This window comes from Frigoribacterium salinisoli, assembly GCF_054781095.1.
On the sequence record NZ_BAAGVB010000004.1, the window covers coordinates 143,118 to 165,545 of the forward strand.

At 72.5% G+C, this 22,428-nt stretch carries 20 protein-coding genes and 1 tRNA gene; 16 read left to right on the forward strand and 5 right to left on the reverse strand.

Annotation, left to right across the window (positions count from 1 at the left end):
* Positions 1-162 precede the first annotated feature (162 nt).
* Complete coding sequence (locus ACYVHQ_RS10695) at positions 163-2,058, forward strand: ABC transporter ATP-binding protein (RefSeq protein ID WP_460513182.1); 1,896 nt, start codon at positions 163-165, stop codon at positions 2,056-2,058.
* A gap of 22 nt (positions 2,059-2,080) precedes the next feature.
* Here the strand turns inward: ACYVHQ_RS10695 and ACYVHQ_RS10700 are convergent, their stop codons facing one another.
* Positions 2,081-2,758: a DUF305 domain-containing protein gene (locus tag ACYVHQ_RS10700; RefSeq protein ID WP_460512841.1), complete on the reverse strand. Its 678-nt coding sequence runs from the start codon at positions 2,756-2,758 to the stop codon at positions 2,081-2,083.
* Complete coding sequence (locus ACYVHQ_RS10705; protein WP_460512843.1) at positions 2,755-3,387, reverse strand: DUF3105 domain-containing protein; 633 nt, start codon at positions 3,385-3,387, stop codon at positions 2,755-2,757. Before ACYVHQ_RS10705 ends, ACYVHQ_RS10700 begins: the two co-directional genes overlap by 4 nt.
* 163 nt (positions 3,388-3,550) lie before the next feature.
* Between ACYVHQ_RS10705 and ACYVHQ_RS10710 the strand changes: the two genes are divergently transcribed.
* The 8 genes from ACYVHQ_RS10710 to ACYVHQ_RS10745 all read left to right on the forward strand — a co-directional run bounded on the left by ACYVHQ_RS10710 (position 3,551) and on the right by ACYVHQ_RS10745 (position 13,790).
* Complete coding sequence (locus tag ACYVHQ_RS10710) at positions 3,551-4,933, forward strand: cystathionine beta-synthase (RefSeq protein WP_460512845.1); 1,383 nt, start codon at positions 3,551-3,553, stop codon at positions 4,931-4,933.
* A gap of 58 nt (positions 4,934-4,991) precedes the next feature.
* The gene (locus tag ACYVHQ_RS10715; RefSeq protein ID WP_460512847.1) at positions 4,992-6,140 is read left to right on the forward strand and encodes a cystathionine gamma-synthase; all 1,149 of its coding nucleotides are present in this window, start codon (positions 4,992-4,994) and stop codon (positions 6,138-6,140) included.
* Between the two features lie 43 nt (positions 6,141-6,183).
* Complete coding sequence (locus ACYVHQ_RS10720) at positions 6,184-7,566, forward strand: MFS transporter (RefSeq protein WP_460512849.1); 1,383 nt, start codon at positions 6,184-6,186, stop codon at positions 7,564-7,566.
* 115 nt (positions 7,567-7,681) lie between these two features.
* The gene (locus tag ACYVHQ_RS10725) at positions 7,682-8,698 is read left to right on the forward strand and encodes a LacI family DNA-binding transcriptional regulator (protein ID WP_460512851.1); all 1,017 of its coding nucleotides are present in this window, start codon (positions 7,682-7,684) and stop codon (positions 8,696-8,698) included.
* 331 nt (positions 8,699-9,029) lie between these two features.
* Positions 9,030-10,553: a multiple monosaccharide ABC transporter ATP-binding protein gene (gene mmsA / locus ACYVHQ_RS10730; protein ID WP_460513183.1), complete on the forward strand. Its 1,524-nt coding sequence runs from the start codon at positions 9,030-9,032 to the stop codon at positions 10,551-10,553.
* Positions 10,550-11,929: a multiple monosaccharide ABC transporter permease gene (mmsB, locus tag ACYVHQ_RS10735; protein ID WP_460512852.1), complete on the forward strand. Its 1,380-nt coding sequence runs from the start codon at positions 10,550-10,552 to the stop codon at positions 11,927-11,929. Before mmsA ends, mmsB begins: the two co-directional genes overlap by 4 nt.
* Positions 11,930-12,034: 105 nt before the next feature.
* Positions 12,035-13,132, forward strand: a complete 1,098-nt coding sequence (locus ACYVHQ_RS10740; protein WP_460512854.1) for a substrate-binding domain-containing protein — start codon at positions 12,035-12,037, stop codon at positions 13,130-13,132.
* A 91-nt stretch (positions 13,133-13,223) separates the two neighbouring features.
* Positions 13,224-13,790 (forward strand): MOSC domain-containing protein, encoded by a 567-nt coding sequence (locus tag ACYVHQ_RS10745; RefSeq protein WP_460512856.1) that lies wholly within the window; start codon positions 13,224-13,226, stop codon positions 13,788-13,790.
* A 42-nt stretch (positions 13,791-13,832) separates the two neighbouring features.
* On the opposite strand, the gene ACYVHQ_RS10750 is transcribed toward ACYVHQ_RS10745, so the two are convergent.
* Complete coding sequence (locus tag ACYVHQ_RS10750) at positions 13,833-14,396, reverse strand: TetR/AcrR family transcriptional regulator (RefSeq protein WP_460512858.1); 564 nt, start codon at positions 14,394-14,396, stop codon at positions 13,833-13,835.
* A 266-nt stretch (positions 14,397-14,662) separates the two neighbouring features.
* Between ACYVHQ_RS10750 and ACYVHQ_RS10755 the strand changes: the two genes are divergently transcribed.
* Both ACYVHQ_RS10755 and ACYVHQ_RS10760 read left to right on the forward strand, forming a co-directional pair.
* On the forward strand, positions 14,663-15,892 hold the full coding sequence (locus tag ACYVHQ_RS10755; RefSeq protein WP_460512860.1) for a multidrug effflux MFS transporter: 1,230 nt from the start codon (positions 14,663-14,665) through the stop codon (positions 15,890-15,892).
* A 101-nt stretch (positions 15,893-15,993) separates the two neighbouring features.
* Positions 15,994-16,737 carry a phosphatase PAP2 family protein gene (locus ACYVHQ_RS10760; protein ID WP_460512862.1) on the forward strand — a complete coding sequence of 248 codons (744 nt, stop codon included), beginning with the start codon at positions 15,994-15,996 and terminating at the stop codon, positions 16,735-16,737.
* A 25-nt stretch (positions 16,738-16,762) separates the two neighbouring features.
* Here the strand turns inward: ACYVHQ_RS10760 and ACYVHQ_RS10765 are convergent, their stop codons facing one another.
* Together ACYVHQ_RS10765 and ACYVHQ_RS10770 are read right to left on the reverse strand one after the other, a co-directional pair.
* Positions 16,763-17,389, reverse strand: a complete 627-nt coding sequence (locus ACYVHQ_RS10765; RefSeq protein ID WP_460512863.1) for a hypothetical protein — start codon at positions 17,387-17,389, stop codon at positions 16,763-16,765.
* 131 nt (positions 17,390-17,520) lie between these two features.
* Positions 17,521-17,892, reverse strand: a complete 372-nt coding sequence (locus ACYVHQ_RS10770) for an RNA-binding S4 domain-containing protein (RefSeq protein ID WP_460512865.1) — start codon at positions 17,890-17,892, stop codon at positions 17,521-17,523.
* 144 nt (positions 17,893-18,036) lie between these two features.
* On the opposite strand from ACYVHQ_RS10770, the gene ACYVHQ_RS10775 reads away from it, so the two are divergent.
* The 5 genes from ACYVHQ_RS10775 to ACYVHQ_RS10795 all read left to right on the forward strand — a co-directional run bounded on the left by ACYVHQ_RS10775 (position 18,037) and on the right by ACYVHQ_RS10795 (position 22,336).
* Positions 18,037-18,121 (forward strand) — tRNA-Ser (locus ACYVHQ_RS10775).
* A 291-nt stretch (positions 18,122-18,412) separates the two neighbouring features.
* Positions 18,413-19,396 (forward strand): D-alanine--D-alanine ligase family protein, encoded by a 984-nt coding sequence (locus tag ACYVHQ_RS10780; protein WP_460512867.1) that lies wholly within the window; start codon positions 18,413-18,415, stop codon positions 19,394-19,396.
* A 47-nt stretch (positions 19,397-19,443) separates the two neighbouring features.
* On the forward strand, positions 19,444-20,613 hold the full coding sequence (locus tag ACYVHQ_RS10785; RefSeq protein WP_460512869.1) for an MFS transporter: 1,170 nt from the start codon (positions 19,444-19,446) through the stop codon (positions 20,611-20,613).
* A gap of 23 nt (positions 20,614-20,636) precedes the next feature.
* A complete protein-coding gene (locus tag ACYVHQ_RS10790) occupies positions 20,637-21,191 on the forward strand; it encodes a C39 family peptidase (RefSeq protein ID WP_460512870.1) in 555 nt (184 codons plus the stop codon).
* Positions 21,188-22,336: a peptidogalycan biosysnthesis protein gene (locus ACYVHQ_RS10795; RefSeq protein WP_460512872.1), complete on the forward strand. Its 1,149-nt coding sequence runs from the start codon at positions 21,188-21,190 to the stop codon at positions 22,334-22,336. Before ACYVHQ_RS10790 ends, ACYVHQ_RS10795 begins: the two co-directional genes overlap by 4 nt.
* The last annotated feature ends 92 nt before the right edge of the window (positions 22,337-22,428 follow it).

Below are 22,428 nucleotides of genomic sequence, written 5' to 3' on the forward strand. Positions count from 1 at the left end.
CCGTCGGGTACGGGGACGTCGTCCCGGTCGGGTCCGGGAGCGGCGTCTGGGGGACCCTCGCGGGTCCCTGGAACAGATCTTAGGCGGAACGGCCGTTCTGTCGCACCGTCCGTACCCGGACTGGGGGTCGGAGGTCGGGCCTACAGTGGGCCGGTGAGCAGCATGCACCCCGTCGCGCCCTCCGGCGGTCCCCGAGGCGGCGGCCCCGGTGCCGGGCCCCGCGGCTCGGGCCGTGGTGCACGCGTCTCGAGCGGCGACGTCGCCGCGCAGAGGGCGGCCAACGCCGCCGCGCCCCGTGTCCCGCACCTCCTGCGCCGCATCGGCGGGCTCTTCGCCCCGCACCGGCGTGCGCTCGCCGTCACGATCGTCCTCGTCCTCGTCGGTGCGGCCGTCAGCGTCGTGCCGCCGCTGCTCACGCAGCAGGCCTTCGACCGGGGGCTCTTCCCCGCGGGCGGACCCGACGTGCCCGTCCTGCTCGAGCTGGTCGGCGCGATGGTCGGTCTCTGGGTGGTCTCGGCCGGCATCGGCGTCGCTCAGACGTACCTGACCGCCACGGTGGGCAACACGGTCATGGGCACGCTCCGCATCCGGCTGTTCAGCCACCTGCAGCGCATGGAGCTGGCCTTCTTCACGCGGACCAAGACGGGCGTCATCCAGTCGCGGCTGCAGAACGACGTGGGCGGCGTCGCCAACGTCCTGAGCAACACGATCTCGAGCGTGCTCGGCAACACCGTCACCGTCATCGCGGCCTTCGTCGCGATGCTGCTGCTCAGCTGGCAGATGACGGTCGTCACGGTGGTCCTGCTGCCGCTGCTCGTCGTGGCCCAGCGCCGAGTCGGCCAGGTGCGGGCCCGCATCGCCACGAAGACGCAGGAGTCGCTGAGCGACATGACCGCGATCACGCAGGAGTCGCTGAGCGTCTCGGGGATCCTGCTGGCGAAGTCGTTCAACCAGCAGCGCGCCGAGGTCGAGCGCTACGCCGCCGAGAACCGCACCCAGATCGGCCTGCAGGTGCGGCAGCAGATGAGCGGCCAGTGGTTCTTCGCGGTCGTGCAGATCTTCTTGTCGGTGGTCCCGGCGCTCATCTACCTCGTGGCCGCCTGGCTGATCCTGCGCGACGTACCGGTGACCGCCGGCACGATCGTCGCCTTCACGACGGTGCAGGCGCGGTTGACGTTCCCCCTGATGGGCCTGCTGCGGGTCGCGCTCGACCTGCAGACCTCGGGGGCGCTCTTCGCCCGCATCTTCGAGTACCTCGACCTGCGGCCCGCGATCACCGACGGGCCCGACCACGGCCCGGTCGACGCCACGCGCCTGGGCCTCGTCGAGTTCGACGACGTGTCGTTCTCGTACCCCGACGCCCAGCCGGGGCAGCGCACCCTCGACGGCGTCTCGTTCCGGGTCGAGCCCGGGCAGTTCGCGGCGTTCGTGGGCCCCAGCGGCGCGGGCAAGACGACGGTGTCGTACCTGGTGCCCCGGTTCTACGACGCCACGGGCGGCACCGTGCGCTTCGCCGGCACCGACGTGCGCGAGCTCGACCAGGAGTCCCTCGTCGAGCACATCGGCGTGGTCAGCCAAGAGACGTACCTCTTCCACGCCTCCCTCGCCGACAACCTCCGCTACGCGAAGCCCGACGCGACGCAGGCCGAGCTGGAGGACGCCGCGCGACGGGCCAACGTGCACGAGACCATCGCCTCGTTCCCCGACGGCTACGACACGGTCGTGGGCGAGCGCGGCTACCGGCTCTCGGGCGGGGAGCAGCAGCGCGTGGCCATCGCCCGCGTCCTCCTCAAGGACCCCGCGGTGCTCGTGCTCGACGAGGCCACGAGCGCCCTCGACGGCATCTCGGAGCGCATCGTCCAGGACGCCCTCGACACCGCCTCGCGCGGCCGCACGACGATCGCGATCGCCCACCGCCTGTCGACCGTGCGCGACGCCGACGTCGTGTTCGTCGTCGTCGCGGGCCGCATCGTCGAGCAGGGCAGCCACGACGAGCTGCTCGCCCTCGGCGGGGCCTACGCCGAGCTGTACGAGCGGCAGGCACCCGCAGCGCCCTGACGGCGCACGCAGGCCCCGGGCGTCAGCGGCGCTCGTCGAGCATCTGCTCCATCGCCGTGATCTCGCTCTCCTGCGTGGTGACGACGCCGGTCGCGAAGGCCAGCACCTCACGGTCGCGGCTGCGCGCGAGCACCGCCTCCGCCATCTCGACGCCACCGCGGTGGTGCTCGATCATGAGCTCTAGCCAGAGGCGCTCGGCGTCGACGCCGTCGAGCTCGGCGAGGCGGCGCAGGTCGTCCGCGCTGGCCAGGCCGGGCATGGGGTCGCCGGGGCGGTGCGTCGGGGCGGTGCTCGCGCCTCCTGCCGGCTCGCCCGCGGCCTCGTGGTCGTGGCCCGCGAAGGCGGCGTCGAGCGTGGGGCGGGTCATCCAGGTCATGCTCGGCTCGCTCGGCGCCTGCGGCACGCCCCACACCTGCAGCCAGGCGTACATCTGCCCGGCCTGCTGCGCCTGCGCCGTCGCGATGTCGTACGCCATGGTCCGCACGGCCGGGTCGTCGGTGCGGTCGCGCACCGTCATCGACATCTCGACGGCCTGCTCGTGGTGCACCTGCATGTCGCGCGAGAACCCCGCCTCGACGCTGTCGGTGCCGGGCACGACGGGCGTCGGCGACGTGAGCCGCCCGATCGCGACGCCCACCACGAGGACCGCCGCGACCGTGAGGACCGCGGCGACGACGAGCCGGAGCCGCGAGGCCGTCACGAGAGGCGGCCGGGCCCGTCGATCCCGCCCGTGCAGGCGGCGCCAGGCTCGGGCGCGTTCGTGCTCTTCCAGTACTTCGTCACGAAGTCCGCGACGGCGGGGTCGTCGACCTCGTCGAAGGTGAGCTGGGCGCCCCAGGCGCTGACCGCCATCGGGGTCTCCATGCCCGGGTAGGGCGAGACGACGGAGTAGGTGTCCGGCGCCAGGGCGCGGAGGTCGTCGATCTGCTGCTCCGTGACCTGGTCGGGGTCGTAGGTGAACCAGACGGCGCCGTGCTCCAGGTCGTGCACGGCGTTCTCGTTCGGCACGGGCTCGGAGTAGACGCCGCAGTTCATCCAGACGGCCGCGTGGTCACCGCCCACGGGCGGGGTCTGCTCGTAGTCGACCGTGCCCGTGACGTGGTTCGCGGTGAGGTCGGAGAAGGTCTGCACGCCGGCGACGTCGATGGAGGCCGGGTCCTGGCGGGGCTGCCCGCTCGTCACGACGAAGGTGACGACGAGGCCGAGCACGGCGACGCCGGCGACCGCCGCCGTCGTGATGCCGATGACCCGGTTGCGCTTGCTCCGGGCCTGCTCGCGCTTCAGCGCGGCGAGCTTCGCCTGCCGGCGGGCGTCGCGCTGCTGCTTCACGGACGGACCCTGCGTGCCTCCCTTGCCGGGCGTCGTAGGGCGGGGGCGGTCGGGCTCAGCCAAGGGGAGGTCCTCTGGTCGGGTCGTGGATGTGTCAACGATCATCCTCCACATCGAGCTGGGAGCTTCGTCACAGACGTCACGTGCTGCCTAGACTCGTCGGATGAAGTACGCGAACTCCGTGCTCGACCTCGTCGGCGACACCCCCCTGGTCAAGCTCAACGTCGTCACCGAGGGCATCGCCGCGACCGTGCTCGCCAAGGTCGAGTACCTCAACCCCGGCGGCAGCGCGAAGGACCGCATCGCGACCAGGATCGTCGACGCCGCCGAGCGCGACGGGCTGCTCCGCCCCGGCGGCACCATCGTCGAGCCGACGAGCGGCAACACCGGCGTCGGCCTCGCGCTCGTCGCCCAGCAGCGCGGGTACCGCTGCATCTTCGTCGTGCCCGACAAGGTGGGCGAGGACAAGCGCAACGTGCTGCGCGCCTACGGCGCCGAGGTCGTCGTCACGCCCACCGCCGTCGCCCCCGACAGCCCCGAGTCGTACTACGGGGTCTCCGACCGCCTCGCCCGCGAGATCCCCGGCGCGTTCAAGCCGGACCAGTACTCGAACCCCAACGGTCCCCTCAGCCACTACGAGACCACGGGCCCCGAGATCTGGCGCGACACCGAGGGGCGCGTGACGCACTTCGTGGCCGGCGTCGGCACGGGCGGCACCATCAGCGGCGTCGGGCGGTACCTCAAGGAGGTCAGCGACGGCGCGGTCGAGATCGTCGGGGCCGACCCCGAGGGCAGCGTCTACTCGGGCGGCACCGGGCGGCCCTACCTGCTCGAGGGCGTGGGCGAGGACTTCTGGCCCGCCGCGTACGACGGCCGCGTCGTCGACCGCGTCGTCGCGGCGAGCGACGCCCGCTCCTTCGCGCTCACCCGGCGGCTCGCCCGCGAGGAGGGCCTGCTCGTCGGTGGCTCGTGCGGCCTCGCCGTCGCGGCGGCCCTCGACGTCGCGCGCGACCTCGGCCCCGACGACGTCGTCGTCGTGCTGCTGCCCGACGGCGGCCGTGGCTACCTCGGCAAGATCTTCGACGACCGGTGGATGGCCGACCACGGCTTCGGCCCGACCGCCGAGGGCACGACGGTGCTCGACGTGCTCGCGGGAGCGACCGGCACCGCGCCCGAGCTGGTGCACGCCCGCCCCGACGACCTCCTGCGCGACGTCGTGGCGCGGATGTCCCGGCACGGCCTCACGGCGCTGCCCGTCCTCGGCGTCGAGCCCCCGGCCGTGCTCGGCGAGGTGCACGGCGCCGTCCGCGAGCGCGAGCTGCTCGACGCCCTCGTCACAGGTCGTGCCGCCCCCGACGACCGCGTGGCCGACGTGACGGGCGCCCCCCTGCCGCTCGTCGGCGCGGGCGTGTCCGTCGAGGCCGTCCTGCGGGCCCTCGACGACGCGCCCGTGCTGCTCGTCGTCCACGAGGGCGCCCCCGTGGGCGTCGTCGACCGCTCGACCGTGCTCGCGCACCTCGCGGCGCGCCCCGTGCCCACCGCCTGACCCGCCACCGCGGTCCCCAGGCTCCACCCTTCCGCTCCACCCCACCAGGAGGACACCCGTGACCCACGGCTTCGACACCCGCGCGATCCACGCCGGTCAGCAGTTCGACCCCACGACCGGCGCGGTCGTGCCGCCCATCTACCAGTCCTCCACCTTCGTGCAGGACGGCATCGGCGGCTTCCGGGGCGGGTACGAGTACGCCCGCTCCGCGAACCCCACGCGCGACTCGCTGCAGACCCTGCTCGCCGACCTCGAGGGCGGCGTGGCCGCCTTCAGCTTCGCCTCCGGCCTCTCCGCCGAGGACGCCCTGCTGCGCGCGACGCTCGCACCCGGGTCGCGCATCCTGATGGGCAACGACGTGTACGGCGGCACGCACCGCCTCGTGGACAGGGTGCACGTGCCCTGGGGCGTGACGCTCGAGACCGTCGAGATGACCGACCTCGACGCCGTGCGCGCGGCGGCCCGGCCCGGCGAGACGGCCGTGCTCTGGGTCGAGACGCCCTCGAACCCGCTGCTCAAGATCAGCGACATCGCGGCGCTCGCCGAGATCGGCCACGCCGCCGGCGCGGTCGTCGTGGTCGACAACACCTTCGCCTCCCCCTCCCTGCAGCAGCCGCTCTCCCTGGGGGCCGACGCCGTCGTGCACTCCACGACGAAGTACATCGGCGGCCACAGCGACGTCGTCGGCGGCGCCGTGGTCGTCGCCGACCAGGCGCTCGCCGAGAAGGTGGGGTTCCTGCAGTTCGGCGTGGGCGCCGTCTCGGCCCCGATGGAGGCCTGGCTCACCGTGCGCGGGATCAAGACCCTCGGCGTCCGCGTGGACCGGCACTCGTCCAACGCGCAGGCCGTCGCCGAGGCGCTGACCGGGCACGCCGCCGTCTCACGTGTCTGGTACCCGGGCCTCGCCGACCACCCCGGCCACGAGCTGGCCGCCCGGCAGATGCGGGCATTCGGGGGCATGCTCTCCCTGCAGCTGGCCGGTGGGCCCGCCGCCGCGCGTCGCTTCGCCGAGTCGACGGAGCTGTTCCAGCTCGCCGAGTCGCTGGGCGGCGTCGAGTCGCTCATCGGCTACCCGCACGAGATGACGCACGCGTCGGTCCGCGGGACCGAGCTCGCCGTCCCCGAGGACCTCGTGCGCCTCTCGGTCGGCATCGAGAGCGAGGGCGACCTGGTCGCGGACGTGCTGCAGGCGCTCGACCGCGCCTGAGCGCCCGACGGGGGACCCCCGGCGGCGGCCGTAGGCTGAGCCGATGAGCTCGCCGACGTCCCCCGCGCCGACGTCGGGGGTCCTGTCGCCGCCGTGGCTGCTCACGACGCTCGGCATGTGCGCGATCATCGGCATCGCGGCGTTCGAGAGCCTCGCCGTGACCACGGTCATGCCCACGGTGGCGCGCGAGCTCGACGGCGAGCACCTCTACTCGCTCGCCTTCGCCGCGCCCCTGGCCACCGGCCTCGTCGGCATGGTCGTCGGCGGCACCTGGGCCGACCGTGCCGGACCGCGGGTCGTCGTCGTCACGTCGATGCTGCTCTTCGCGGTCGGCCTGCTCGTCGTGGGCCTGGCCCCCGACATGCTCGTGCTGCTGATCGGGCGACTCGTGCAGGGGGCCGGCAGCGGGGCCGTGATCGTCGCGCTCTACGTCATGGTCGCGCAGGTCTACCCGCCGCGCCTGCACGCCGCCGTCTTCGCGGGCTTCGCCGCCGCCTGGGTGGTGCCGAGCCTCGTCGGGCCGCTCCTCGCGGGCTGGGTGACGCAGGCCCTCGGCTGGCACTGGGTGTTCGTCGGGGCGCTGGGTCTCGCGGTGCCGGCGTTCCTCGTGATCCTGCCGAGCCTCCGGGCCCTCACCGTGCCCCCGCCCGGGGCGCGTCCGCCCTGGGCCCGGGGCCGCATCGCCTGGTCGGGCGTGGCGGCCGTGGCGGTCCTGGTCCTCAACCTGGTGACCGAGCTGCCGCCGCTCGCCACCGTGGTCGCCGTGCTGGTCACGGGCGTGCTGCTCGTCGTGGCGCTGCGACCGCTGCTGCCCGCGGGCACCCTGGTGGCACGCCCCGGCCTGCCGACGCTGGTGCTGCTCAGGGGCCTCCTGGGCGGGGCGTTCCTCGGGGCCGAGGCGTACCTGCCGTACATGCTCATGGCCGAGCACGACCTCAGCGAGTCGGCGGCCGGGGTCGTGCTCACCTTCGGGGCCGTGTCGTGGGCGGGCGGGAGCTGGCTCCAGGGCCGGCTCGGCGAGGAGCGCCTGTCGCAGGCCGCCGGCATCCGCCTCGGCGTCGTGCTCGTGCTCGTCGGGGTGTCGACCGCCGCCGTCTCGACCGCGCTCGTGCTGCACCCGGCGGTCGTCGTCGCGGGCTGGGTCGTGGGCGGCGCCGGCATGGGGTTCACCTACCCGCGGTTCTCCGTGCTCACGCTGCGCTGGGCTCCCGAGGCCGAGCGCGGCTTCGCCAGCTCCTCCCTCAGCATCGCCGACTCGACCGGGGCCGCCGTGGTGCTCGCGGGCACGGGCGTCGCCTTCGGGCTGCTCGGCGGCGCGGGGGAGCCCCTCGCGTTCGTCGCGGTCTTCGCGGTGGCCGTGGCCGTGGCGCTCGTCGCCGTCGCCGCGAGCGGACGGGCGGTGCCGCGCGAGCTCGTCCGCGCGTGAGCGCCGCGCACGGCCGCGACCGTCGCGGCGCCCCGTCAGGAGGCCCGCGGCGCGGGAGGCATAATGGTCCCGCGCGCGATGTGGCCGGTCACATCGGCGGAGCGACGGAGCGGTGATGCCTGACATCGAGAAGGTGCGCGCTCCCAACATCCGCGACGTCGCCGCTCTCGCGGGGGTCTCGTACCAGACCGTCTCGCGGGTCCTCAACGACAGCCCCAGCATCCGGCCGACGACCCGGCAGAAGGTCCTCGAGGTCATCGACGAGCTGGGCTACCGGCCCAACCAGGCGGCACGCGCCCTCAGCGGCAGCCGCTCGAAGGTCATCGGGATCCTCACGTTGCAGAACGCCCACTTCGGCCCGCAGACGATGATCAACGCGATCGAGCAGGAGGCCCGCGCCGCCGGGTACCGCCTGGGCATCGCGTCGACGACGCGGGACTGGGACGACGTGCGGGCGAGCCTCGACGTGCTGGTCGCGCAGGCGGTGGAGGCGGTCATCGTCATCGCCCCGCAGAAGCGCTTCTTCGACGTGATCGACGAGCACGCGCTGGCGGTGCCGATCGTGGCGCTCGACTCGACGCAGCGCTCGAAGTCGCTCAACGTGTCGGTCGACCAGTTCCGCGGGGCGCGGCTGGCGACGCGCCACCTCGTCGACCTGGGCCACGAGCGCATCGTGCACCTCGCCGGCCCGCAGGACTGGATCGAGGCCGACGAGCGCATGCAGGGGTTCCTGTTCGAGATGGGCGAGGCCGAGCTGCCGGTGGAGCCGCCGATCCTCGGCGACCTGACGGCCGACTTCGGCTACCTGGCGGGCAAGGAGCTCCTCCGTCGCCGCGACTTCACGGCGGTCTTCGCCGCGAACGACCTCATGGCCCTGGGCCTGCTGCACGCGTTCCGCGAGGCCGACGTCGACGTGCCGGGCCAGGTGAGCGTGGTGGGCTTCGACGACTCGCCCTCGGCGGCGCACGTCTGGCCGCCGCTGACGACGGTGCGGCAGGACTTCGACGTCGTCGGTCGGCGCGCGGTCGAGCTCGTCATCGCCGAGATCGAGGGCGGGCGCGAGGTGGACCGGTCGCTGGTCGAGCCGGTCCTCGTGGTGCGCGGGTCGACGTCGCCACCGGCGCGCCGCTGAGGCGAGATCTGCTCGATAACGACTCCGCAACGGCATTTGACAGCGTGGGGGCGCGGGGCTAGCTTGGCTCCAGTCGTGGTGTGAACGGTCACATCACGGGTGCAGGAGGCACGGGTCCGTCGGGTCCGCCCCTCTCGCGCCCGGCAGGCCGCAGGGCCCACGACGCAGCAGAGATCGAACCGCCGGGCCCGCCGCAGGGCACGACGGACGACGACGAAGTCGACCGTGGAGGTCAGTGTGACCCAGCCCGCCGTGCCCAGCGCACCGCACGTGGACCGCGACGCGCGGGGAGGTGCCGGCCGTGGCCGCTGACACCCCCGTCGTGCTCGAGATGCGCGGCATCACCAAGGAGTTCCCCGGCGTCAAGGCGCTCGACGACGTCAGCATGCGCGTGCACGCGAGCGAGGTGCACGCCATCTGCGGCGAGAACGGCGCCGGCAAGTCGACGCTCATGAAGGTGCTCTCGGGCGTCTACCCGTACGGCTCCTACTCGGGCGACATCGTCTACCAGGGCGAGACGATGCGGTTCCGCGACATCCGCTCGAGCGAGGCCGCGGGCATCGTCATCATCCACCAGGAGCTCGCGCTCATCCCCGAGCTGTCGATCACCGAGAACATCTTCCTCGGCAACGAGCCGACCCGCTTCGGCGCCATCGACTGGCGGTCGGCCAAGTCGCGGGCCGTCGACCTGCTCGCCCGCGTGGGGCTGAAGGACGACCCCGACACCGCGATCAAGCACCTGGGCGTCGGCAAGCAGCAGCTCGTCGAGATCGCGAAGGCGCTCAACAAGAACGTGAAGCTGCTCATCCTCGACGAGCCCACGGCGGCGCTCAACGAGGCGGACTCGCAGCACCTGCTCGACCTCATCCGCGGGCTCAAGGGCCGCGGCGTCTCGTCGATCATGATCAGCCACAAGCTCAACGAGATCGAGGCGATCGCCGACTCGATCACGATCATCCGCGACGGCAAGACGATCGAGACCCTCGACGTGCAGGCCGACGGCGTCAACGAGGACCGCATCATCCGCGGCATGGTCGGCCGCAACCTGGCGAGCCGGTTCCCGGACCGCACGCCCAAGATCGGCGAGGTCTTCTTCGAGGTGAAGGACTGGTGGGTGCGCCACCCGCAGGTCGCCGAGCGCTTCGTCTGCAAGGGGTCGTCGATCCAGGTCCGGCGCGGCGAGATCGTCGGGCTGGCGGGTCTCATGGGCGCCGGTCGCACCGAGCTCGCCATGAGCATCTTCGGGCGCTCCTACGGCCAGTTCGTGTCGGGCACCATCGTCAAGGACGGCGAGACGATCGAGCTGAGGACGGTGTCCGACGCCATCGACCACGGGCTCGCCTACGTGAGCGAGGACCGCAAGGTGCTCGGCCTCAACCTGCTGGACGACATCAAGCGCTCGACGGTCGCCGCCAAGCTGCGGAAGATCTCCAAGGCCTCGGTCGTCGACCGCGGTCAGGAGCACACGATCGCCGAGGAGTACCGCAAGAGCCTCCGCGTCAAGACGCCCACGGTCGACGAGGGAGTGGCCAAGCTCTCGGGCGGCAACCAGCAGAAGGTCGTCCTGGCCCGCTGGATGTTCACCGACCCCGACGTGCTGATCCTCGACGAGCCGACCCGCGGCATCGACGTCGGCGCGAAGTTCGAGATCTACAACATCATCCACCAGCTCGCCGCACAGGGGAAGGGCGTCATCGTCATCTCCTCCGAGCTGCCCGAGCTGCTCGGTCTCTCCGATCGCATCTACACGATCTTCGAGGGCACCGTGACGAACGAGATCGCGGCGGCCGACGCCGACGCCGAGACCCTGATGCGGACCATGACGTCCGTGAAGAAGAAGGAGCACGCCGCATGAGTGGCATCAAGGACCTCACGAAGATGTTCGGCGGCAGCACGTCGAACGCGAGGCAGTTCGGCATGATCGCGACGCTCGTCGTGACGATCCTCCTCTTCCAGCTGCTCACGGGCGGGCTCACGCTGCAGCCCGCGAACCTCATCGCCCTGGTCAGCCAGTACTCGTACATCCTGATCCTCGCCATCGGCATGGTGATGGTCATCGTCGCCGGCCACATCGACCTCTCGGTCGGCTCGGTCGCCGCCTTCAGTGGCATCCTCGTCGCGACGGCCATGGACAGCTGGTCCTTCCCCTGGCCCGTGGCGATCGTCTTCGGCCTCGTCGTCGGTGCCGCCATCGGCGCCTGGCAGGGCTTCTGGGTCGCCTACGTGGGCGTGCCCGCGTTCATCGTCACCCTGGCCGGCATGCTGCTCTTCCGCGGTGCCAACCAGTTCGTCGGCGATGCCAACACGGTCCCCGTCCCCGACGCGTTCACGGTCATCGGCGCCGGCTACCTGCCCGAGGTCGGCCCCGACACGGGCTACAACAACCTCACGCTCGTCCTGGGCCTCGTCATCGCGCTCGCCGTCGTCTGGCGCGAGGTGAGCGTGCGACGCACGCAGCGCAGCATGGGCAGCGAGGTCGCCCCGCTCTGGGTCAGCGTCGTCAAGGTGGGCGTCCTCGTGGCGATCGTCGCCTTCGCCGCGACGCTCTTCGGCGGTGGCCGGGCCGGCACGTCGTTCCCGATCTCGGGCATCATCCTGGGCGTGCTCGTCCTGGTGTACGGCTTCGTCACGCAGAGCACCATCTTCGGTCGGCACATCTACGCGGTCGGCGGCAACTCGCACGCCGCGGAGCTCTCGGGCGTCAAGTCCAAGCGCATCAACTTCTTCGTCATGATGAACATGTCGGTGCTCGCGTCGCTGGCCGGCATGATCTACGTCGCCCGTGCCGGTGCCTCCGGCCCGCAGGACGGCCTCAACTGGGAGCTCGACGCGATCGCCTCGGTCTTCATCGGCGGTGCGGCCGTCGCGGGCGGCATCGGCACCGTCATCGGCTCGATCGTCGGTGGCCTCGTCATCGCGTTCCTCAACAACGGCCTCCAGCTGCTGGGCGTCGGGTCCGACCTCGTGCAGATGATCAAGGGCCTCGTGCTCCTGCTCGCCGTGGCGATCGACGTCTACAACAAGAGCCAGGGCCGCCCCTCGATCGTCGGGCTGCTCACCCGTGGCCTGCGCCGCGACGCGAACGGGGTCGCCGCACCGGTCACCCCCGCCGCGATGGACACGCAGGCGCAGGGCGGCGTGGGCCGCGACGGCGCGTCGACGACCTCGACGCCCGCCCCCGGTGGCGACCTGAGCGAGTCGAACCGACCGAACAGCACCACGACCAACTAGACCGCACGACCCGCGGACCCGTCCGACGACGGCCGGGCCCGCCCACGGTCGCCGCTCCTCCCGGAGACGGCGGCACCCACCACCACAGGAGAAAGAAGACACAGCATGCGCAAGATCGCGCTGGCGACCATGGCGGTCGCCGCAGGAACGATGCTCGTCCTCACCAGCTGCTCGTCCTCCCGCACCGACGCGGGATCGGGGGAGGAGGCGTCCGGCTTCGAGCAGGGCTCCACCATCGGCGTCGCGCTGCCCGCCAAGACCAGTGAGAACTGGGTCCTCGCCGGTGACCTCTTCACCGAGGGCATCGAGGACGCCGGCTTCGAGCCCGACGTGCAGTACGCGGCGGCGAGCGGCACGGTCGCCAACCAGCAGGAGCAGATCCAGTCGATGGTGACGAAGGGCGCGAAGGTCATCGTCATCGGCGCGACCGACGGCTCGCAGCTCGGCACCCAGGTCGCCGCGGCGAAGGACGCCGGCGCGACCGTCATCGCCTACGACCGCCTGATCCTCAACACCGAGGACGTCGACTACTACGTCGCGTACGACAACTTCGAGGTCGGCGAGCTCCAGGGCCAGGCCCTGCTCGACGGCATGGCCGAGCGCAAGGGCGACGGTCCGTACACGATCGAGCTCTTCTCGGGCTCGTCCGACGACGCCAACTCGAAGGTCTTCTTCGACGGCGCCATGAGCATCCTGCAGCCGAAGATCGACGACGGCACCGTCGTCGTCGGCTCGGGCCAGACCGACATCAAGCAGACGGCGACCGACGGCTGGAAGCCCGAGAACGCCCAGCGCCGCATGGACTCGCTGCTCACCAGCACCTACGGTGGCGACACCGAGCTCGACGGCGTGCTGAGCCCGAACGACACGCTCGCCCGCGCCATCATCACCTCGGTGCAGCAGGCCGGCAAGGACGTCCCGGTCGTCACCGGTCAGGACTCCGAGGTCGAGTCGGTCAAGTCGATCATGGAGGGCGTCCAGTACTCCACGATCAACAAGGACACCCGCAACCTCGTCGCGCAGGCCGTCGACATGGTGACCGCGCTCTCCGAGGGCGAGACCCCCGAGACGAACGACGACGAGTCGTACGACAACGGCAAGAAGGTCGTCCCGGCCTACCTGCTGCCCCCGCAGATCGTGACCGAGGAGAACGCGGCCGAGGCGTACGCCAACGACCCGACCCTGGGCCCGCTCACGAAGTAGCACCCGCACCGACCAACGGCCGGTCCGCCCTCCGGGGCGGGCCGGCCGTCGGCGTCGGTGGGCGGGCGCGCCCCGGCGGTAGCGTGGGCCGGTGCCCGAGTCCCCGCAGGAGTCCCCGCTCCCGTTCCGCGCGCCGGTCACGGTGGAGCTGCTGCTCGCGTCGCCGCGCTCCCGCTACGTGGGCCGCCCGGCCGACGGTGCCGCGGCCGCCTCCGGCGCCGAGCTGCACGACCAGGTGGAGGTGCGCGCCGGGCTCGGGATCGTGGGCGACCGCTACTTCAACGCACCGGCGCACCGGACCGCCTCGGTGACGCTCTTCGCGGCCGAGCAGCTGGAGCGGGTCGCGCGCGAGCTTCGCGCGGGCCCGCTCGACCCGGCGGCGACGCGGCGCAACGTCGTGCTGCGGGGCCTCGACGTCGACGGCCTGCGCGGTGCGGTGCTCAGCCTGGACTGCGGGGACGGGCCGGTGCGCTTCGCCGTGCACCGACCGGCGTCGCCCTGCGCCTGGATGGACGTCGAGGTCGCGCCGGGCGCGTTCCGGGCGTTGCGCGGGTCGGGCGGCGTGCGCTGCTCGCCCCTCGACGACGGGGTGCTGCGGACGGGACCGGCCGAGGCCCGGGCGACCGTGCCGATCGGGCCTCCTGCGCTCGCTCGGTGACGAGGCGTCGTCCCGGCCACGCCCGTGACGGTGCTCAGCGTCTCAGTGCCACCAGGACGGGGTCATGAGGCTCATGGTGTCGAGCAGGGCGCGCCGGCTGGTGCGCTTGCCGACGAGCCAGGCCTCGATCGCCCCGACGAGCCCGTGCGCGTAGGCGCTCGACGCGATGTGCACGGAGAGGCCCTCGGGCAGCGTGCCCTCGGGCAGGTTCTCGAGGTGCTGCACCGAGGAGGCCTCGAAGTGCCGGGCGAGGGCCTGGTGGATCGAGGCGTCGAGCGCGTCGGGCAGCGCGAGCCGGTAGACCTCGCGGTGCCGGACGACGTGCTCGACGACGCGCTCGAGCGCACGGCGGGTCGCCTCGGGGCAGGCGGTGCCCTCGCTGCGGAAGGTGCGGTCGTCGGCCCGGATCTGGTCGAGCTCGGGCGTGAGCGCCGCGGTGAGCAGCGCGCCCGGCGAGGTCGCGTGGCTGTAGAACGTGGCCCGGTTGATGCCCGCGGCCCGCGTGACGTCGGCGACCGTGATGGTCGAGACCGGCTGCTGGCTCGCGAGCTGCAGCACGGCGGCGTGCAGGGCCCTCGTCGTCTGGACGATGCGTGCGTCGACCATGTCCGTTCCTCCCGTGCGTGTGGCTGTCCCGAGCATAGACGCTGGGCCGACGTGTGACGTACCACGTGTCCGCTCCCGGCGCGACGGGGCGTCCGCGAGGGCCGTCCCGGCGGGCGTCCTTGCCCGACACGTGTCGCACCCGGGGGCTCGGGGGGCTGGTGCGCGTCGGGGGCGACCGGTACGCTCGGTGCCTGGTCGCATCGATTCGACCCGGGCCCGCCGCGGCCGACCCCCCCACCCCTCCCCGCCTCGAAGGACGCCTCTCCGTGACCACGGTCCTCCACCCGGGCGACTCGCTGACGCGCCGTCAGCGGCTCGTCTACGTCGTCGTGCTCGGCGCGCTCACCGCCCTCGGGCCGTTCACGATCGACCTGTACCTGCCGGCCTTCCCGGCCCTCGAGCGCGACCTCGGCGTGAGCTCCGGACTCGTGCAGCTCACCCTCACGGCGACCACGCTCGGCTTCGCCGTCGGTCAGCTGCTCGTGGGGCCGTGGAGCGACAAGGTCGGCCGCCGCCTCCCGCTCATCGTGGCCACCGCGGTCCACATCCTGGCGAGCGTCGGCGCGGCCGTCGCGCCCGACATCGTGTCGCTCGCGGTGTTCCGCGTGCTGCAGGGCATGGGCGCGGCCGCGGGCGGCGTCGTGGCGATGGCGACCGTGCGCGACCTCTTCGGCGGCCTGCCGCTCGTGCGCATGCTGTCGCGGCTGGCCCTCGTCTCGGGCCTCGCGCCGATCCTCGCGCCCGTCATCGGCTCGCAGCTGCTCGCCTTCACCAGCTGGCGCGGCGTCTTCGTGTTCCTCACCGCCTACGGCGCGTTCGTCATCATCGCCGCGATCTTCCTCATCGTCGAGACGCTGCCGCCCGCGCGACGCACCGAGGCCGGCCACTCCAGCCTCGTGCTGCGGTACCGGTCCCTCTTCTCCGACCGCGTCTTCGTGGGCGTCGCCCTCATCGGCGCCATGGTCTTCTCGGGCCTGTTCACCTACCTCTCCGCCTCGTCCTTCCTCTTCCAGGACGTCTACGGCCTCGACGCGCAGCAGTACGGGTTCCTCTTCGCGGTCAACAGCCTGGGGGTCGTCGCGGGCGTGCAGATCAGCGCGAGGCTCGCCCGGCGGTTCGGCCCGCAGTGGATCCTCGCGGGCTCGACGACCGTGCTCCTGCTGTCGGCGACCGCGATCGTCGTGCTCGACTCGGCGGGGGCGGGCCTCGTGGGGATCCTCGTCCCGCTGTGGTTCTTCATCGCCGCGTGCGGGTTCTCGTTCCCGCAGGTCCAGGTGCTCGCGCTCGCGAACCACGGCAAGGAGGCCGGCACCGCCGCGTCCGTGCTCGGCGCCGTCAACTTCGGCTCCGCGGGCCTCGTCTCGCCCGTCGTGGGGTTCCTGGGCATCGACACGGCCGTCCCCATGGCGTCCGTGATGATGTGCACGAGCGCGCTGGCCGTCACCAGCCTGTGGCTCGTCGTGCGCCCCCGGACGGTGCCGCCGCTCGGTCGCTGACCCGGGCCTCCCGCGCGTCGGGGCGCGCCGTGCGGGGCCCGGTGGCCGCCCCCGGCTGCCCGTGCGCGCCTCCTGCGCCTCCGGCGACTACCGTTCGTCGGATGACGCGACCCGCCACGCCGCCCGTCCCCGCCCCGCACGGCCCTGCCGAGGAACGCATCGCCCGGCGCGTGCAGCGTCGCTGGTGGGTCTTCTCGGCGCTCGGCGCGCTCGGCGTGACGCTCCTGCTCGGCGTCGTGATCACGGCGCGCGGCGGCGTCATCGGCGTCGACGAGAGCTTCATGGGCGAGCTCGTCGAGCACCGGGCGGCCTGGTGGGACGTGCCGGCGCTCGTCTTCGACTCCATCGGCGCGGGCGTGGTCGGCGTGTTCGTCGTGCCGATCGCGGTCGCCGTGCTGCTCCTGTTGCACGGACGTCGCTGGGCGGCCCTCTACTGGGTCGCGGCGTCCGTGCTCAGCGCGGGGACCGTGCAGCTGCTCAAGCACACCTTCGGGCGGGCGCGGCCCGAGGACATCCTGGTGGTCAGCGACTTCGGGTCGTTCCCCTCCGGGCACACCGCGAACGCCGCCACCATGGCCGTCGTCCTCGGGGTCGTGCTGCGACGCCGGTGGGTGTGGCTCGCCGGCGTCGCCTACACCGTCGCGATGCTGCTCAGTCGCACGTACCTGGGGGCGCACTGGCTCACCGACACCGTCGGCGGGGTCCTCGTCGGGGTCGGCGTGGCCGTCGTGCTCTGGGCGCCGTTCGCGCACCGGCTGCTGCGCGAGCGCGGAGCGCCGTGGGCGTGGCAGGGGCGCGCGCAGGAGGCCCGGGGCGGGTCCGGCGAACGGGTCCCGCGGGCCTGACCCGGCCCCGGCCGCCCCACCGGGGTCAGGCGGGCCGGAACGCGTCGAAGAGCACGGCGAGCAGCAGCCCGACGACGCCGGCGCCCGCCAGGGCGACGAGCGCCGTCACCCAGCGCCTGCCCTCGTACCAGCGGCGGCCCGACGGCCAGCGGCGGTAGAACTGCGCGAGAGGCACGGGTCGCTCGGACCGTATGAGGGGGACGTCGAGGGCGTGGGCGACCGCCTCGAGCGCCTCGTCGGTCCAGAACGTGCCGCGCAGGCGCAGGAGGCAGGTCCCGTCGGCGGCGAGGGCCATCAGCTGGCGGACCGTCTCGGTCGAGTGCTCGCGGAAGGTCGTGGCGAGGACGACCTCGTGCACGTCGACGCGCTCGACGCGGACCCGCCCACCGTCGAACGGCTGCTTCACCAGCTGCGAGGGCGTGACGGCGACGTGCACCGCCCGGAAGCGCAGCCACGCGAGCAGGCACGCGACGAGGACGAGCCCCGTGACGGACAGCACGGCCGGGACCTGGCCGACCGGGCCGCTCAGCCAGAGGAGCGCGACGAGCACGGGCACGACGGCGGCCACCGCCGCGGTGACGGAGGTGCGGACGAGGGACGCGCGCGGGCGCACCACGACGGCGTCGTCACCCAGCTCCGACGTGCGTTCCACGGCGCCCCCTCGACCCCTTGTCCAGGGTCGTGCGCCCCGGCGCGACCCTCGGTGGTCGCGCAGTGCGATCAGGATAGGGGATCGACGGGTCGGTGGCCCCCAGGGTGTCCCCCCAGCGCGTCCGGCCGCCGTCACCGGTCGCGCAGGCGCTCCAGCTCGCGGCGCTCGCGCTTCGTCGGGCGGCCCGCGCCCCGGTCGCGGACGGGAACGGCGGCGACCTCCTCGCGGGGAGGCGGCGGGGGAGAGCGGTCCTCGTAGGCCGTGGCGGCCACGGGGGCGCCCACGCGCTTGACCAGGCACTGCACGACGACGAGCACGCGCTCCCGCCCGTCGAGCCGGATCCGCACCTCGTCGCCGGGGCGGACCGTCTGTGCGGCCTTCACCCGCTCACCGGCCACGCGCACGTGGCCGGCGCGGCACGCGGCGGTCGCGGCCGAGCGCGTCCTGGTCACGCGCACGGCCCACAGCCAGGCGTCGACGCGCGCCGTCGCAGGGGAGTCCACCCGTCGATGGTACGTCGCCGGCCCCGGCACTGCCGGCCGGCAGGAGGCCCGTCCCGGCCCGGCGCGCGGCTCCCGTCCGCCGGGCCCCGCCGCGTCCGCTACAGTGGACGAGGTCGAGCGCCGGTCACCGCCGTGCGCCCGCCTGGAGGATTCGCCTAGTGGCCTATGGCGCACGCTTGGAAAGCGTGTTGGGTGCAAGCCCTCAGGGGTTCGAATCCCCTATCCTCCGCACCAGATGGCTCCTCTCCCGCTCGGGAAGGAGCCATCTCTCGTTCCAGGCCCCAGCCGCTCGCTCTCGGACGCGTCCCCGTGCCCTCCCTTGCTGATGGGTAGCAAGACCAGTATGTTGGACTGACATAGTACGTACTGAAGGTCTCGGGTCGGCTCGGGGGATCGGCCAACGTCCCCGTCCTCGCCCCCGGGGCGACGTTCTCGAGAGCGAGAGGTGCATCCCATGGGTGACGACACCGGCCCTGCCGGACCAGCGCCAGGTCGCAGGGTGGGCTGTGAACGAGCCTCCGTGCTGGCACGCCTGTCGGGCAAGACGGTGGGCATCGTCTACGGCCCCTCCTCCGTCGAGGACCGCACGTACTCGGACGCCCTCCCGCGCGAGGAGTGGTCTGCTCACCAGATCGTGGCCGCCCTGCACGGCGTGGGGGTCGCGGCGAGGGTGGTCGACCCGACCTCGGAGGCGTTCGTCCGGGACCTGGAGTCGTGCGACGTCATCTTCGTCAACAGCCACGGTCACTTCGGTGAGGACGGCAGGCTGCAGGGCGTCCTCGAGCACCTCGAGCTGCCTTACACCTTCTCCGGCGTCCTGACGCAGGCCGTCGGGCTGGACAAGCTCGTGACGAAGGCCGTCTTCGAGCACGTCGACGTCAGCACGCCTCGTTCGACTCGTGCGCGACCGGTCGATCAGTCCATCGAGGACAGCCCCTTCGGCTACCCCGTCATGCTCAAGGCCCCTGACGGTGGCTCGAGCCTCGGACTCGAGCTGGTGCACGACCGGGGCCAGTTGGAGTCGGCACGCGCCTCGATCGCTGCCCAGCGGTTCGCGACGATCTTCCTCGAGGAGTACGTGCCCGGACGATCGGTCACGGTGAGCGTCCTCGAGACGGAGGGCCGCCTGCAGCCGCTCCCACCGATCGAGGTCGAGACCGACGCGGCCTACTACGACGCTGCGTGCAAGCTCGGAGCAGGGGGCGAGGCGCGGAGCTCGGTGCCCGACGACCTGCCCGATGAGATCATCGAACGCCTCCGGTCGGATGCCGTCCGCGTGGGGGAGTTCCTCCACGCTCGGGGCGCCTTCCGTGTCGACTTCGTGGTCGCACCGAACGGTGACTCGTTCGCCCTCGAGATCAACACGGTGCCTGGCATGCAGCAGTCGAGCAACCTTCCCGAGGCGGCTCGGCACGCAGGCCTGGAGTACGTCGATCTCGTCCTGACGCTGCTGTCCGCGGCGCTCGAGGCGAAGCCGGACCGAGCAGGGCGCGGGTCGCCGTGACCCTCGGGGCGTCCCTGCTGTCGACGCAGATCCCCCCGAGGGGTCCGGTGCGGCGTTTCTTCATCGCGAACCTGGTCGGCACGGTGGGCAGCGGCATCTTCCTCACCACGAGCTTCCTCGCTTTCACGAGGGGACTGGGACTCGAGGCCACCTTCGCCACGACCGCCCTCGGTGCTGGCTTCGCCCTGGGCCTGCCCGTGTCCCTGCTCGTCGGTCGAGCGAACGACAGACTGGGTGCCCGGCACGTCTACGCGGTCCTCCTCGGGGGGCAGGCCCTGGCGATGCTGTCCTACGGCCTCGCCTCCACGCCGACGGCCTTCGCCGTCGTCGCGGTCACGAGCGGGATCCTCGACCGCGGACTCGCAGCGACCTCGGGAGCCCTCATCCACGACCTCGCGGAGCCCTCCGCTCGGACCCTCACCCGAGCTCGGTTGAGGGTCAGCACGAACCTGGGCATCGCCCTCGGCTCGGGCGTCGGCGCACTCGTCCTCACGGTCGACACGACGCAGGCGTACGTCGCCGGGTTGCAGGCGAACGGGCTGCTCTTCGCGGTCGCCCTCGTGTGCGTCCTCACGCTGCCCGTCCGGTCGGGACCGCGCTCGAGGACCGACGGCGGACCGCGCCTGCGGCTCCTGCCGGACGTCAGGTACGTCGTGGCGATCGTCGGCAACGCGCTCCTGTCGGTCAATCCGGTGATCCTGACGGTGGGGCTCCCGCTCTGGCTGACGACCGTCGACGTCGTGCCCCTCGCCAGCCTCTCGGTCGTCGTGGTGTGCAACACGGTCCTCGTCATCCTCCTGCAGGTGTCGTCGGCCCGCCGCGTGACGGACGCGAGGTCGGCGAGGAGGGCCAGTGCGGTGATGGCCGTGGCGTTCTCGGCCTCCTGCGTCCTGCTGACCCTCTTGCCGGGCGTCCCCACGTCCGCCGCCGTGGTCGTCCTCGCCGTGTGGGTGGTGCTCTTCACCGTCGGCGAGCTCCTGCAGTCGGCCGTCGCGTTCCACGCGTCCTTCGAGCTCGCCCCTGACGGACAGCAGGGCATGTACCAGAGCTTCTACGCTCTGGGCCCCGGTGTGAGCAGGGCCGTCGGTCCTGTCGTCGTGACGCTGCTGGTGCAAGGGGCCGAGCAGCTCTCCTGGCTCGTCCTGGCCGGGGTGTTCGTGCTGGGACACCTCATCACGTCGCTGGCCCTTCGCATGCCCCACCCCCGGACCCCCTGATGAACGACCCGACGAGGAGCGACATGGAACACCCACGACATCGCGAGGTGCTACGGACGGCCCAGCACTTCGGGCCCGACGAGTGGCCGCACGGCGCCCTGGTGCGCGGCGAGACCGGCGAGCACTGGGGTGAGCGCAGCTGCGGCATCGCCTGCCTCAGGTCCGTGGTCCACTTCCACACGGGCGTCGCCCCCGACCTGTACGAGCTCCTGTGCCGAGGCCTCGCTCGCGGAGCCTTCGGCGACCGTGGTTGGATCCACGCCTCGCTCGCCGACCTCTCCCGGTCCTACGGCCTCGAGGGTGCGAGCGTCGGCATGGACGGCCTCCCCGTCCTCTACGACCAGATCGACCAGGGCCTTCCGGTGATCGTGTCGTGCAGCCTCGGGTTCCCGGACGACGGCCGGCGGGGCGGCCACCTCGTCCTGGCCACCGGTCGGTCGGCGAGCCCCCGTGGCGACGTCGTCCACGTCATGGACCCCTCACGCCGGGGCCGCGTCCAGCACACCGTCCCCGCGACGCGACTGGCGGCGAGCTGGACCGGACGCGCGATCGTGTTCCGGAAGGCGGTCGCAGGGTGAGGGCCGACGTCTTCGCGGGACTCGGCGCAGTGCCCGACGCCGTGTGGGAGCACACGACGGAGCAGGACTTCTACGGACAGCGTCCCTGGGTCGAGTACCAGGCGGCAGCACGCGGCGTGACCGCGTTCTTCGTGGTGGTCACCGATGCCGACGGCACCGTCTGCGCGGCGGCTCCTGCGTACCTCGTCGAGCACGAGACCAGCGCACCGTACCTGCCCCCGTTCTCGAGGACGGACCAGCGGCGCGCGGACCCGCTCCTCCTCGTCGGGGGACGACGTGGGCACCGTTCCTCTCTCGGTGTCGACACCGACGACCCCCGGGTCGTGGACATCGTCCACGCGTTCGTCGACGGTGTGGTCCAGCTCCGCGACGAGACCGGTGCCGGAGACGCCTGGTGCATGTACCTCGACTCGCCGACCGCAGAGGCGCTCGCCGAGGACCCTCGCATCTCGGGCCCCCACCTGCAGGCGGGCGATGCGACCGTTCCCCTGCACGGTGACGATTTCTCGGACTATGTCGACTCGCTGACCAAGAAGGACAGGGCCCGGGTCAGGGCCGATCGACGGCGCTTCCGGGAAGCCGCGCGCTCCGTCGAGGCACGGCGCCTGTCGGAAGTGGTCGACGTCATGAGCGAGGTCCTCGCCGACCACCAGGCCTCGCACGGCGCCCCGACCTCGGTCGAGACGATGCGTTCGCTCGTGCAGGGCCAGGCGGAACACTGCGACGATGCCAGCAGGGTCTTCAGCTCGTGGTCCGGCCCGAGGCCGGTGGCGGCCACCCTCACCTTCTCGTCCGCCGGGATGGTCTCGTCGAGGGCCTACGGCATCCGCTCGGGTCTCGCGGACGGAGCCTGCGACTACTTCGAGCTGACCTACTACCTGCCCGTCGAGCTCGCGCTCTCGAGGGGGGCGCACGCCCTGCACCTCGGCATCGGCACGCTCCGGACGAAGACGAGGCGGGGAGCCTCCGTCGGGCTCCGGTGGGCCTGTGCCCTGGACGCGAGCGGAGACCCTCCAGTGGACCGTCGCCGCGATCAGGACGTCATGCGGCGCATCGTGGACGACATGGGCGGGACGACGGCCGCCCTCGACGACTGCAGCCGGGCAGCGGTCGCTCGACGAGGTCTGGTGGTCGATCGTGGCTGACGGCTGGTTGGTCAGCGTGGAGCTGCACACGGTCCGGGGCTCTCAGTCCGCGGCGCCCCATCGCGGCCCCCTCGTGATCGGGCCGAGCGAGC

What these genes read in the sequence shown, in the direction of transcription:
- ACYVHQ_RS10695 (WP_460513182.1), top strand. Translation starts at nt 163, where the DNA reads ATGCACCCCGTCGCGCCCTCCGGCGGTCCCCGAGGCGGCGGCCCCGGT.
- ACYVHQ_RS10710 (WP_460512845.1), top strand. Translation starts at nt 3,551, where the DNA reads ATGAAGTACGCGAACTCCGTGCTCGACCTCGTCGGCGACACCCCCCTG.
- ACYVHQ_RS10720 (WP_460512849.1), top strand. Translation starts at nt 6,184, where the DNA reads ATGAGCTCGCCGACGTCCCCCGCGCCGACGTCGGGGGTCCTGTCGCCG.
- ACYVHQ_RS10725 (WP_460512851.1), top strand. Translation starts at nt 7,682, where the DNA reads ATGCCTGACATCGAGAAGGTGCGCGCTCCCAACATCCGCGACGTCGCC.
- mmsA (WP_460513183.1), top strand. Translation starts at nt 9,030, where the DNA reads ATGCGCGGCATCACCAAGGAGTTCCCCGGCGTCAAGGCGCTCGACGAC.
- mmsB (WP_460512852.1), top strand. Translation starts at nt 10,550, where the DNA reads ATGAGTGGCATCAAGGACCTCACGAAGATGTTCGGCGGCAGCACGTCG.
- ACYVHQ_RS10740 (WP_460512854.1), top strand. Translation starts at nt 12,035, where the DNA reads ATGCGCAAGATCGCGCTGGCGACCATGGCGGTCGCCGCAGGAACGATG.
- ACYVHQ_RS10750 (WP_460512858.1), bottom strand. Translation starts at nt 14,396, where the DNA reads ATGGTCGACGCACGCATCGTCCAGACGACGAGGGCCCTGCACGCCGCC.
- ACYVHQ_RS10760 (WP_460512862.1), top strand. Translation starts at nt 15,994, where the DNA reads ATGACGCGACCCGCCACGCCGCCCGTCCCCGCCCCGCACGGCCCTGCC.
- ACYVHQ_RS10790 (WP_460512870.1), top strand. Translation starts at nt 20,637, where the DNA reads ATGGAACACCCACGACATCGCGAGGTGCTACGGACGGCCCAGCACTTC.